Annotated in this window: 15 protein-coding genes; 4 read left to right on the top strand and 11 right to left on the bottom strand. The window is 43.0% G+C overall.

The window, feature by feature from the left end; all coding sequences use genetic code 11:
- Positions 1–381: 381 nt before the first annotated feature.
- Together ABR335_RS05520 and ABR335_RS05515 are read right to left on the bottom strand one after the other, a co-directional pair.
- A complete protein-coding gene (locus tag ABR335_RS05520; protein WP_235221920.1) occupies positions 382–594 on the bottom strand; it encodes a hypothetical protein in 213 nt (70 codons plus the stop codon).
- A gap of 131 nt (positions 595–725) precedes the next feature.
- The gene (locus ABR335_RS05515) at positions 726–1,325 is read right to left on the bottom strand and encodes a peptidylprolyl isomerase (protein WP_014097565.1); all 600 of its coding nucleotides are present in this window, start codon (positions 1,323–1,325) and stop codon (positions 726–728) included.
- A 134-nt stretch (positions 1,326–1,459) separates the two neighbouring features.
- Here ABR335_RS05515 and ABR335_RS05510 point away from each other — a divergent pair, with 134 nt between their 5' ends.
- Positions 1,460–1,843: a kinase-associated lipoprotein B gene (locus ABR335_RS05510; RefSeq protein ID WP_014097564.1), complete on the top strand. Its 384-nt coding sequence runs from the start codon at positions 1,460–1,462 to the stop codon at positions 1,841–1,843.
- A 207-nt stretch (positions 1,844–2,050) separates the two neighbouring features.
- On the top strand, positions 2,051–2,872 hold the full coding sequence (locus tag ABR335_RS05505; protein WP_148261660.1) for a hypothetical protein: 822 nt from the start codon (positions 2,051–2,053) through the stop codon (positions 2,870–2,872).
- Positions 2,873–3,165: 293 nt separating this feature from the next.
- On the opposite strand, the gene ABR335_RS05500 is transcribed toward ABR335_RS05505, so the two are convergent.
- The 7 genes from ABR335_RS05500 to ABR335_RS05470 all read right to left on the bottom strand — a co-directional run bounded on the left by ABR335_RS05500 (position 3,166) and on the right by ABR335_RS05470 (position 7,664).
- A complete protein-coding gene (locus tag ABR335_RS05500; RefSeq protein WP_014097562.1) occupies positions 3,166–4,260 on the bottom strand; it encodes an NAD(P)/FAD-dependent oxidoreductase in 1,095 nt (364 codons plus the stop codon).
- Positions 4,253–4,567, bottom strand: a complete 315-nt coding sequence (locus tag ABR335_RS05495; protein ID WP_014097561.1) for a (2Fe-2S)-binding protein — start codon at positions 4,565–4,567, stop codon at positions 4,253–4,255. Before ABR335_RS05495 ends, ABR335_RS05500 begins: the two co-directional genes overlap by 8 nt.
- Positions 4,568–4,589: 22 nt before the next feature.
- The gene (locus ABR335_RS05490; protein ID WP_014097560.1) at positions 4,590–5,681 is read right to left on the bottom strand and encodes an NAD(P)/FAD-dependent oxidoreductase; all 1,092 of its coding nucleotides are present in this window, start codon (positions 5,679–5,681) and stop codon (positions 4,590–4,592) included.
- Positions 5,671–5,994, bottom strand: coding sequence for a (2Fe-2S)-binding protein (locus ABR335_RS05485; protein ID WP_014097559.1), 324 nt, complete (start codon positions 5,992–5,994; stop codon positions 5,671–5,673). Before ABR335_RS05485 ends, ABR335_RS05490 begins: the two co-directional genes overlap by 11 nt.
- 142 nt (positions 5,995–6,136) lie before the next feature.
- Positions 6,137–6,298 (bottom strand): UTRA domain-containing protein, encoded by a 162-nt coding sequence (locus ABR335_RS05480; RefSeq protein WP_196491390.1) that lies wholly within the window; start codon positions 6,296–6,298, stop codon positions 6,137–6,139.
- A gap of 244 nt (positions 6,299–6,542) precedes the next feature.
- Positions 6,543–6,737 (bottom strand): hypothetical protein, encoded by a 195-nt coding sequence (locus tag ABR335_RS05475; RefSeq protein ID WP_014097558.1) that lies wholly within the window; start codon positions 6,735–6,737, stop codon positions 6,543–6,545.
- 6 nt (positions 6,738–6,743) lie between these two features.
- Complete coding sequence (locus ABR335_RS05470; protein ID WP_014097557.1) at positions 6,744–7,664, bottom strand: Rpn family recombination-promoting nuclease/putative transposase; 921 nt, start codon at positions 7,662–7,664, stop codon at positions 6,744–6,746.
- 794 nt (positions 7,665–8,458) lie between these two features.
- On the opposite strand from ABR335_RS05470, the gene ABR335_RS05465 reads away from it, so the two are divergent.
- A complete protein-coding gene (locus ABR335_RS05465) occupies positions 8,459–9,667 on the top strand; it encodes an MFS transporter (RefSeq protein WP_017552034.1) in 1,209 nt (402 codons plus the stop codon).
- A 68-nt stretch (positions 9,668–9,735) separates the two neighbouring features.
- On the opposite strand, the gene ABR335_RS05460 is transcribed toward ABR335_RS05465, so the two are convergent.
- The gene (locus tag ABR335_RS05460) at positions 9,736–10,122 is read right to left on the bottom strand and encodes a PaaI family thioesterase (protein WP_013860109.1); all 387 of its coding nucleotides are present in this window, start codon (positions 10,120–10,122) and stop codon (positions 9,736–9,738) included.
- Between the two features lie 99 nt (positions 10,123–10,221).
- Here ABR335_RS05460 and ABR335_RS05455 point away from each other — a divergent pair, with 99 nt between their 5' ends.
- Positions 10,222–10,584 carry a hypothetical protein gene (locus ABR335_RS05455; RefSeq protein WP_110134107.1) on the top strand — a complete coding sequence of 121 codons (363 nt, stop codon included), beginning with the start codon at positions 10,222–10,224 and terminating at the stop codon, positions 10,582–10,584.
- Between the two features lie 665 nt (positions 10,585–11,249).
- Here the strand turns inward: ABR335_RS05455 and ABR335_RS05445 are convergent.
- Positions 11,250–12,371, bottom strand: coding sequence for a GerAB/ArcD/ProY family transporter (locus tag ABR335_RS05445; RefSeq protein WP_061086869.1), 1,122 nt, complete (start codon positions 12,369–12,371; stop codon positions 11,250–11,252).
- Positions 12,372–12,374: the final 3 nt, after the last annotated feature.

Raw genomic sequence — 12,374 nt, 5'->3', positions numbered from 1 at the left:
GGATTAAAACGGGTAGCCTGGTAATAGCCGGCACCGCCTAAAAGAATGATGACAACTGCCGCAATGATGCCAATAAGAAGACTTTTCTTCCTGGTTATGGCCGATCACCCCAATAAAGTAGTTTATGTTACAAAAAGATTACATCATTTACATATAAGATATATGAATCAGTCCGGTTATACAAGTCATTTATTCCATTTCATCCAACGTTCACAAATCTTTGGGAAGCGCATGACGCCATCCCCTGCTTTTTCCCCCGGAAACAGCGGTGTTTTAGCCTGACATCTCATCTGTCTGCTCCTATAAAAAAGAAAACACAATAAGCGCATTTGTAATGGCATGCCGTAACCACATCTGCCACCTCCTATAAAAAAGAAAACGCTAATCCGCATGCGGAAAGCGATTTTTCTTCATGATTTCTTCTTCCAGTTTTTTTGCCTGCTTCACCTGCTTTTCATTGATTTTCCGGAAAATGAAAAACACGAGCACCGCAAGCAGCACAAAAAAGGAAAGTGAGATCAACGCCGGGATATAATATTTTTTCTCCTGCGGAAATTGAACAAGAAATCCGATGAGATATGGAAACAATGGCACTTCCCCCTTTTCAACCATTATAACAGCCAGGGGCCGCAAATGAAACGGTTACAGCACCGCATTTTTCACGCGGTGCTGTTGAACAGGTTTCCGAAAAAAGCCGCAGGGCAGGCCGGCATGGTAACTCGCGATTAACGTATGGTGATTTTTTCGATGATGACATCGTGCACCGGTTTATCCTGCAGACCTGTACGGACGCCGGCGATTTCATCGACAACCTCCATGCCTTCCATGACCTGGCCGAATACGGTGTGACGGAAATCAAGCCACGGTGTCCCCCCTTTTTCCATATAAGCTTCTACGACTTCAGCCGGGTAACCCGCCTGTTCCATTTGCCCTTTCATGCTGGGATCAACCGTTTTGCTTTGGACGATGAAAAACTGGCTGCCGTTTGTGTTCGGGCCGCCGTTGGCCATGGACAAGGCACCGCGGAAATTGAAAAGCCGTTCTGAAAATTCGTCTTCGAACGGGGCGCCGTAGATGCTTTCGCCGCCGGTCCCGTTTCCGCTCGGGTCCCCGCCCTGGATCATGAACCCATCGATCACACGGTGGAACGTCAAGCCGTCATAGTAACCGTTTTTGCTGTGCGTGACAAAATTCTCGACCGTTTTCGGCGCAAACGCTGGAAACAGCTTGATCGTGATCGTTCCCATATTGGTCTGCATGTCTGCGACCGTTTCGTTTTCGCGCACGCCCGCTTGAAGTTGCGGATACATGGTTTCGTCTGCCATATGTTTAAAACCTCCATTTGTTTCACTATTCTTGTCTACTTTACTAAAATCCGGGCAAAAAGTCCAAACGTTTTCTTTTGCTTCTTTCCGGCTTTTTCACCATAATGGTAGTAAAAGCGCAAGGGGGAATCAGCTTGGAAGTTGGAGATAAGATTGTGACAACGAAAAAAACCGGGAAATATATTGGAGAAATTACGCAAGTGTTTCCCGACCATTATGTATTTAAGGTACTGGCCGTGTTAAAGCATCCCGCCCAGGGGGATTTGCACCACCCGAATGAAGGGGATGTACCGTTTTTCCATGAGCGGAAAGCTTTGGCCTTCGGAGAACAAGCGAATATCCCGCGGAAAACGGTCAAACCGTACAACGGCGAGATTCCGGATTACGAGGCGTCGCTAAAAACCGCTGTCCGCGAACTGATGGAAAAGCTTGAAAAAGAAGACACACTTTACAGCCGGAAAAGCATCGCCGCGTTAAAAAGTCTGATGAAAGAATACGGCATATCACCCGTTGGATGATTTTTCCAGCGGGTTTTATGATGCTTTTAAAAAAAGTCAACCTAAGGGAATTCTTCTTTCACCCCCCTTTGCGGTATAGTTACAAACTTTATACCCAAAAAGGACCAAGAAATTAAGAGAAATGATGATTTCATCTTATATAGTCATATTTCAATGTTTTTGTCCTGGTTTTTTTTGTTCATGTTAAAATAAAAGAAAAAATAGGGGGTGGCTACCATTTACAAACTGGCTCCATATTTGTTGATGGCAGGGATGATTTGTTTGACAGCAGACGGCCTTTGGGTTGCGGACCACTATGATTGGATCCGTCCCGCTTTTCCTAAACAAACGTGGAACTTTTTGGCAATTGGGGTGCTACTTGTTCTCATTGCACATTTTATCATCCGGCTCCATGAAACGAACGGGGTGAGAGCTGAAAACCATGGTTTGAAAACAGATAATCGCCAATATTTTAACAAATTATGGGAGAAGCGAGAAAGGGTTGGTAACCAACTATGTGTAATCGTTCTTATTTTACTGGGGTGCAGTTTTCTGGTTGATATTTTATTTATGGTCTTTATCGCAAAACTTCTCGTTCTGTTGGGGATTGTAGGCATTGCATTTGTTTATATGGCCCATGATGACCATATGCCTGAACATGAGTATCCGTACGGCAAAAGCACGCGTATAAGACGGATCCTGAAGTGGCTGGACTACAGAAAACATCCTTTCAGCATATCGTTTTTTCTGTATCTTTTTATCGTGATTGCCATTTTACTGCAAAAGCCACTGGATTATGAGCTGGATCTCCAATCAAACGGAAGCTCAAGATACGCTACCGATGTCCCATTTGATATGTATGCACTGGCCGGTTTTCTTTTTGCCTGTACATTCCTCTATATATTCCATCACTGTGACTTTTTTGGCATCCGCCCAAAAAAACAAAGTGATGATAAATTGCTCTTTATTCATTTTGCTGAGATGATGATTTGCGGGATTATTTTTTTTATTTTTATCTTTTTGCTGTTTGAAGCATTGTTGCAAGAATAGTTAACTCTTTCAAGGCTACTCCCTCATCAAGCCGTATGTGCCTTATTAAGGCATACGGCTTACTGATTTGTTATGAATCAAAACACAGACCTTGAGGCAATTCTCAGTTCGAGACAACGATTTTCCCGAAACGGAGCGTCAAACAACTTTTTACGATACCTTTTTTCTAATTCAAAAGATGCTCAAAATCCTGCTAAACTAAAAATCAATCTATAGATTTATTTTAAAGATAAATATTCTTCACTGTCTTTGCCTATTAATCAGGATCCTCCATAATCTATAGTAGTTTACCTTTAAACTGACTGCTTTGAAAAACGGCTGATCTGGTAATCTTTTATAGAAATAGAAGTCGTATCTTTCATAATCAGTTCGGACATTAAAGTCCCGATTAACGGAGATAAAGTAACACCGCTATGGGTTACAGCAATATATAATTGATCTACTTGAGGTACTTTCCCTAAAATGGGAATGCCATCTTCCGGGATTACTCTAATCCCCGAAAAACACCTGACTACATTGGCTTTGGCCAGATCAGGGTAGTACTGTATTCCGAATTTGGCAGTTTCCTGAATAATATCGAGTGTGCTTCTACGATCATAGCCAGCCTTCTCCATTGAGTAGCCAATTAATACAGGGCCACACTGCATTTGTCTCATCATTCCGCCGATTGTATGGTGAATGAATGGTTTTAATGGCTCTGTCACGATGATCTGTCCCCTCACTTTTTCAATCGGGACAGATACATTAAGAAAAGCGCCAAGTTTCTTAGTCCAGAGTCCTCCAGCCAGCACGAGTTTTTCCGCCGTAAATTTCCCTTTTTGGGTGTGTACAACAAACTTCCCTGCCTTCTTGTCGATTCCGGTGACTTCGTTATAAAAAGAAAAGGTGACATCGTGGGCCCGATTCGCTTTTATATACTTTTCCAGTAATTTAAAGGGATTTACATTGCCGTCCACTGGACTATATGTAGCCCCTACAACATTTTGAGAAAAATAAGGTTCCTTTTTTAACACTTCTTCCCGGCTCAATAATTCAACTGGAATTCCTGCATTACTTTGAGACTGTACCATTTTTTCAGCTTCTTTCATTTCTTCAACAGAAAAAAATGGTTCGATACCACCCGTCCGTGCATATTCGATATCGCCAATTTTCCTTTCCAATTCAGGATAGAGTTCTGCACTGCACTTTGTAAAATAGGCATAAGTATCCGGTTTTTTACCATGTACCCATACCCAAGCTTGGGTTGCTCCGGAAGTTCCAGATAATGGGAATCCCTTATCAATGACAAGAATATTTTTCTGTTTCTTATCTGATAGGTGGTACGCAATTCCATTTCCAACTACGCCGGCACCTATGATGATCACTTCATATTCACGTTGATTATTCATTTGCATGACCTTCACTTAACGAAGTTTTCACTGGTTTTTCCTTGTCTTCTCCGAGCAAAGATTCCAAGGGTATCATTCTAAGCGGCAATCTCATATGAGTGTAGGGAATTTTCGATAATGGGATCTGTTTACGTTTGCTTATCAATTTGGAAACTTGATAAAAGCATGCCTTTGCCTGGCAGGACCCCATGCCACATCTTGTAAATCTTTTAACATCATCAAAGGTCTCTGCGCCCAATGAAAGAACGGATTCCAAATCCGAATAGGTAACATCTTCACAGGGACAAATAATCGTTTCTTCATTCAATATGACCGCCTCCATATGTTTTTCAAGACATTTGTTTGATTTTCAACTGTTCAAATTGCTTCACATGCTGAATTCTTGCCTGATAAACGGTTGAATCATAAGCCATTTCAACTGTTTTTAGTTCATTCCACCATTTTTTTCGCTGTTTCGAAACAGTTTCCTTATTTGAATATTTCCCGAGTGCCTCGGCTGCACTTAAGCCTGCGATCAGACCGGTAATCAAAATGGCCCCATGACTGGTAATTCCTGCAGCATTCCCAGCTACAAATACATTTGGCGCACTTGTATGAAAACAGGAATCATAGGATGGGATCCAATTCCCCAAATCAGAATTAAACTGCAATTGGTATCCCAATATAAAATTAGACTCGACAACGGGGGACAGACCTCCATCTATACAAACAAGCTCTGTATTTATGGATTGCTCCTTCCCATCACCGGCCTTAAAGTGAATGTTTTCCACTTCTTCTTCTCCTTCTGCTCTTATCTTGGATACACCGGCAAAGAGAGGAATATTTAACTTTTTCAGGTGCTGTAAATCTGATGGAGAACAGTCAAATTTGGCTTTCTCTTCTATCACCCCCGCAATGATTATGCCTGCCTGCTGCATCTCACTTGCAACTTGGCAGGTTCGACTGCTCGATCCAATCATTACAGCTGTTCTGCCTGGAACAATTTTTTCCCGATTGATTAAGATCTGCATCGCACCAATTGAAAATGATCCCGGTAAAGTCCAACCAGGAAACAAAATAGGTTCTTCCGCTGCTCCCGTTGCTACAATGATACATTTTGCCCGGATTTTCCGCGTTTCTCTTCCATTATTCACTCCTATTGTTCCATCCGCTTCTACACCAATAAAACTAAATCCGGTTAAAGGTTTTATATCATAAGGCTCAATCAGATGGATCAATTCATGCGCCAGTTCAAAACCTGTTAATTGTTGGTTTGTAAAGATATCTGGTAAATTTTGAATCGGTTGCCTCTGCTGCTTTAACTGTCCTCCAAGCATTTGATTTTCATCAACGATGATGACGGATAATCCTGTTTTCCCCGCTTGCCAAGCAGCTGCTAAGCCTGATGGTCCTCCTCCAATGATGCATACATCACAATCCATTGTCATCATTCCTTATATCAAAATATCCTTTTGCCATTTCAACTTCCATATTTTCCTGGACAGGGGTCATGCATGCCCTGACATGTGAGCAGCCATCAATGTTCACTGTGCAGCTGTAACATCTCCCTGTAAAACAGTACGCTCCTCTAGGCTGTCCGAACTTTTTGCTTACAGCTATTTTTTTTATACCATTGTTTATCAAAGCAGCAGCAACAGATTGACCTTTCCGTGCTCTAAGTCTTCTGCCTTCAAAAGAAAATGACACTTCTTCTTGGTCTTCTTGAAGACAGCTCGTTGGATTCCACTGTTTCATCAAATCTTCTCCTTTAAAAATATAAAGTTATAATATCATAATTCCAATTGAATTTTCCTTACCTTTTAAAGAAATGTTGGAAAACCATTTTTTGATTTATCCTCATCCAATATATTAAACGAAACATATAAAAGTTATAATTTTATAACAATTCAAGAGATATATCTAAGTAATAACTAGCATTCTCCTGTTTCATAATAAATTTCGAGTACTCCATGATTTCTTCTTTTCCCGTGTATGTGTATCTTTCCAAAATAAACAAGGGCTTGTTCTTTTCTATTTGTAAAATTTCCGCCTCCTCCACTATCCGGCAGTTCACTAGAAAAATAAATTCTGGCACGGCTTAAATGGACGCTATCGTCACCTTTCAGTACATGAAACATCAAATGATTTTCTGACTGCTTTACATTCGAAATCCGGGCAGAGAGAATAAGAAAATACAAATATTCAATTGCAACAGGGTGACCGATCAATTAAATTACTATATACACCCATTTCAAAACCATTTGTGCTATCGTGCCACCCTCCCGTTTCAAAGCCATCAGCCCTTATTCTTTTTCCAACTCCTCCTTTATTTCAAGGATCTTTTTTTCGGAAAGGCCTGTTGCTTTTTTGATAAAATCAAGGGAGGACCCCAGTTTAATGAGGTTTCGGGTGATTTTGATTCTTCCTTCTTTTCTTGCTTCTTGTTTTAGTTCATCTTCATACGTTATCATCGTGCCGCCCTCCCAATTCAAAGCCATCAGCCCTTATTCCTTTTCCAACTTCTCCTTTATTTCAAGGATCTTTTTTTCGGAGAGACCTGTTGCTTTTTTGATAGAATCGAGTGGTATCCCAAGTTTAATAAGGTTTCGGGTAATTTCAATTTTTTCTTCTTGTCTCCCTTCTTTTCTCCCTTCTTCTCTTGCTTCTTGTTTTAGTTCATCTTCATACGTTATCATCGTGCCGCCCTCCCAATTTTTGATTTCCTGGTCAAATTCCTTTTGGTAATGACTTTCGAGTTTTATCATGTGGTCCATGAAAATGAAAAGTGTCAGTAAATCCTTTTTATCGAGCTGCAAGCGATCTTTCATAACAGTTAAAACCCGGAGCAACTGCTTTTTCAATTCTAATTTGGTTGGCTGTGCAGCTGTTTTTCCATACAGGGCTTTTTTTGCCGCAAGGATTACAAAAGCAAATGGATTAGTCGATTGCAACAATTCATTTTCATCTTGTTCCGCTATTTTATACACATTGTATTCATAATTCAATTTTGTCCCGAAAAAGTTGTATTCATAACGGGGTGGGGTATACGTTTCGGAGTAATCTTCGGTGTAAATCACAAGCGCAAATATCTTTTTATCATACGCATCAAAAATCCGGTAGAAGTATTGAAACATTCTTTCTGCAAAACCAGTATCTTTCCACCCCTGCACTTCGATATGGACAAGTATCCACTGTTCGCTACCATTTTTCAAATACACTTTAAAAAGCCCGTCTGCTTCCCGGTCACGGCTTTTGCCGTCCGGATTCAGCTTTTGGAACTCCTTATCCAGGTCGTCAGGTGGCTTGTCCCAATCAATCATCTCATACAAGCCTGGTGAAAAAAACGCAACAAAATCTTCAAACAGCGAATGAATGACCCGCTTCCAATGACGGTCATATTCATTGCGCCCAGTCCGCATATCCATCCCATTCCCCCTTTTCAAGTATTAAAACTATTCCGTTTTTATTATACAACATTTTTGAAATGAAGGGAACACCAATTCGACAAAAATGATGATTTCAAAATTTTTCGTCTTTTTATCCGAAACGTAGATGGGTGTGAAAACGCCGACTATATTTCAGATGTCTCCGCTGATGTCCGTGAAAGTAGACCGATACCCTGCAAACGCCGCAGATTCTATAAATCAACCGTTCTTGATATCCGCTACAAACCTGCCGACAAGCCCCTCCAGATAACCGACTTTTTTCCTTATCCTCATTTCATCGGCGAGCACCAGCAACTCGAGCCCACAATAACGTCCCCATCGATCACAACGCGACTATTATGCATTGAAAAAACAGATTTTCCACCTTTCCACATATGAAGATATACCTGAGCGGACTTGCTGAAAAATCACTTTTTTGCTTCATCTTCTTCCCGACTTTTTGGCAGGCCGCGTTTTTTTCCATGAGGGCTAAAATCTCTCCTAAAGCAGCGGCATATCATGGCTTGGCCGGAACAGTTTGTAAATGGAAACCAATCTTTTCCAAAATGGGATTTATGTTTCAAACATATAATAGATGTGCAGGCGTCCTATACGAGAGTGCGTTTCAAGCATACGATACAAGGGGGAAATTCTCTGTCAAAAAACGGACACTTTTTTACAAGCCGGTTTTGTTGAAGTTTCGGTGATAAGTTTTATAATAATATTTAGTTCAACGAAATATTTACTCCGTATACTTTTGTTTTCATTGCGCAAGGAGGCGATTTTCTCATCTGATGAGCCAGGAAAAACGCAATTTGTATATCATGTTTGTCTGTAACTTTTTAGTAGGTGCAAGCTTAACGATGATCGTTCCATTTTTATCGCTATATATTCAAACATTCGGCCATTTCAGCGATAGCTATGTCCAGCGCTGGGCCGGATATATTTTTGGCGTGACCTTTCTGGTTGCTTTTTTTATGTCGCCAATCTGGGGACGTATCGGCGACAAATACGGCTTTAAACCGACGCTTATTATTACCGGGTTCGGTATCGCCGCGAGCCTGTTTTTTATGGGGCTTGCAAACAATGTCGCCACTTTATTTACGACCCGGATTTTCATGGGGATCGTGACCGGGTTTATCCCGACTTCTATGGCGCTCATTTCAAAGCAGACCTCTAAGGAGGAAGCCGGCAAGGTGCTCGGCACTTTGCAAATGGGAAATGTTTCCGGAAACTTATTTGGGCCGCTGATTGGCGGGTCGATTGCAGACAATTTTGGTTTTAAATACACTTTTATGATTACAGCCGTTGCCATTTCGATTGCCGCACTTGGCGTTGTTTTCGGCATTAAAGAAAAACGTGCTGATCCGGCCCGACGAAAAGAGAAGTCCGTTTCTCCTCTTGCTGTGATCAAACAAATTGTCAGCCGCCGGATTTTGATTACCGTCATGGTGATTGCGCTTTTGATCCAAATGGCGAACTTCTGCGTCCAGCCGCTATTGGCGCTGTATGTCAGCCATTTGACAAGTTCCGGCAATATTGCGTTCCTATCCGGGCTTGCTTTTTCCGCCACCGGGTTCGGCAACCTGCTTTTGACAAGGCAGTGGGGCATGCTCGGCGACAAATACGGGCATGCAAGGATTCTCTTGATTTTGCTTGTGCTTGCCTGTGCCTTCATGGTGCCGCAAGCACTCGTAAGCCATTTATGGCAACTGATTATTTTACGGTTCCTGTTTGGCATGGTGATCGGCGGAATGAACCCAAGCATTGTGGCGTTTATTCGTCTCGAAGCGCCGCTCAGCATGCAAGGTGAAGTGCTCGGTTATAACCAAAGTTTCCGGTTTCTCGGGAATGTAACAGGGCCGCTGATTGGCGGTTACGTATCCGTGATCTCCGGCATTTCGTCTGTGTTTTATGTAACCGGGGTTTTGTTCCTGTTCGCATTTGCGCTCCTTCTTTACAGTGTAAAATCAGAACAGCGCCGCACCGTCCGGGAAAGCTAAAACGGCAAGATACCCTTTTGATGGTATCTTGCCGTTTTTTTATTTTTCCTTGCCAGGTCGCGAAACTTTCAGCTTTTTTTCGGCACAACCGCAATGGTACAGCGCGACAGGCAAATTAAGTTTTCGTCTTCGTCTTTGATTTTGATTTCCCAAACTTGGGTGCTTTTCCCCCGGTGCACGGCCTCGGCAACTGCGGTTACGGTGCCGTTTCGTTTTGAGCGGATATGATTGGCATTGATTTCAAGCCCGAAGCAGACTTCTTTTTCTAAATCGATCAGCATCGCAGCCCCGAGGCTTGCTGCGGTTTCCGCGAGTGCGACGGATGCCCCGCCGTGCAGGTATCCGAGCGGCTGTATCGTTTTTTCATTCACCGGCATCGTCGCCACTACTTTCCCGGGCTCCATTTGGACAAGTTTTATGCCAAGCGCGCCGATCATTGTATGTTCCAATTCCATCTCTTTCCCCCCGGTTCGGATTGTCCATACATCTTTCAAGCCTTTCTTTCATACGATGTAAAAAATGATGATCCCCGCCTGAGAAAGAAGGTGAGAATATTGTACTACAATCCGTATTATGTTGTTCCTTCCTTTCCATACTATTCCATGCCTTACCGCCAATATCCTGCCGTCCACCCGAAAAAATTTATGGATTCGGCCATGCGCACGCACGCGCTTTTGGCAGATGCACAGCTTTTGCTTAACCGCATTTCCCGCTCTACAGCTTTTGCCGGGCAACTGATGTCTGCTGCACAAAAATCGGATTCGGCCGATGTCGGTCGCATGCTGACGGGCACCGGTATCCAGCATATACCGCGCGTGTTTTATACACCAGACGGCCTTGTATTGCAGTTTGTCCAAAAGGCCCCGGGCAATCAGGAACCTTGCTGCGAGCTCCAGATGAAAATGCGCTGGTCATAACTTGCGGCTTGTCCATAGCTCCGGGATCCTGCCCCCCGAATTGTTTTTCATAAGCTGTATGAAGGACTAAACCAAAGACGCCGCTCTCCGAATTGTCCTTCATAAGCTGTATGAAAGACAAAATCAATGGCTCCGTGCTCCGAATTGTCCTTCGTCAACCCGATGAAGGACAAATTTCAAATCCCAGAACGGCGAAATGTCTTTCATAGACTGAATGAAGGATAAAATCAAGGACTCCTTACCCCAAATTGTCCTTCATCGTTTGTATGAAAGACAAAAACGTGGGCGCCGCTCCCCAAATTGTCCTTCATGTTTTATCATTTGAAGCCGTTCCAACAAAATCCTTGTTTCGGAACTTCTTGCAACCAAAGGAGCCGGGTATCTTTCCGAAAAAATAACCCCCGCTTGAGAAGCGGGGGTTATTTTTAATAATACGGGAATGGCGGATATCCTCCGTACGGAACCGGTGGATATGGCACCGGAGGGTATGGAAAATACGGGCGTGGCCTTACCAGTGCCCCGCCAAGCAAGCCTCCGAGAAAACCACCCAGAAGCGGTCCGGCAAAAAATGGGGAACGAGCCGGGTAATGTGCATGCGGATACATCAAATGACCTCCTCTCTTTCTATTTTTAGTGTATGCATCCCGGCACTGCCGGACTGGGCGTTACGCAGATGCTGGCTTTTGCCTGTTCTTTTTCTTGCGCCTCTCTTTCCACAAAATCAGCAGAAGCGTTATAACCGGAAAAACCACTTGTGCAGGGAGGTGAAAGAAAACAGGCACCACTTTGATGCCCTCGTCGATATGTTCCGCATACGAGGACGCAATCATCGATGATGCGCCCAGCATGATCACACCGAGCGGATAGACTGTTTTTCTGTAGCTGCTTACATGGAACAGCTCCGTAAACGTAATACAAGCCGCATATAAGAAAATCCCCACTTTAAAAAACCCGCCAACGATTAAAGCCACCATAAAAAACACATCCAACCGCTCCAGAAAATGGGCGATTTGAATTTCCTGGATGGTCGTAAGCAGCGGAAACGGGGAACGCATCATTACATCCACGCCAAGTACACAGGTATTGATCAGCATCGAGATCGCCAAATTTGTACCGCTTAACCACATGGCGGACAGCCCGGCTACCTTTACACCCTTTATCTTGTCTACAAGCGGAAAAATGGACAAAAACGCAATCGTTTCGCCGAAAGGAATATAAATCGTCTCTGTCGCCATTGTTTTCATAATAGGCATGGGTCCGTTTTCCAGTACGGGTTTCAAATAATTAAGGTTAATGAGCCCCGATGAAGTAATCAATACGAAACTCATAATCATCAGAAAATAAACAAAGATGAAAAAGATCTCCCCGGTTCTGGCCATCACTTCCATTCCTTTTTTCACTGCATACATGACGCAAAAAGCCATGATCACTGTGATAATAAATCGCGGTGTTTCCGGATAAGCCGATATAATCAGCATTTCTCCAAAGTCGCGCAGCACCCTGGCAGAAAGATACAAAAAGTAAATGCCCATGGCAAAGCCGAAAAACCAGCCAATGACTTTTCCGTAAATCGCCCGCAACCATTCGACCGGCGAAATGCCAGGATAGAAGGAAAATATTTTGTAATAAACGTAAAACAAGAAAAACCCAACGCTCAAGCCGCTTAAAACCGCAAGCCATGCATCCTGCTTTGCGCCCTTTCCGATCCCCAGCAAAAGGGCACTGCCTAGTTCAAACATACAAATTAACACAAATAATTGGTATGAGGAAATCTTCGCCTTTTCCATATA

Origin of the sequence: Heyndrickxia faecalis (assembly GCF_040267745.1) — a bacterium.
GTDB lineage: Bacteria > Bacillota > Bacilli > Bacillales > Bacillaceae_C > Weizmannia > Weizmannia faecalis.
Note: the sequence above shows the minus strand (reverse complement) of the source record. Positions and strands in the feature narration are given on the sequence as shown.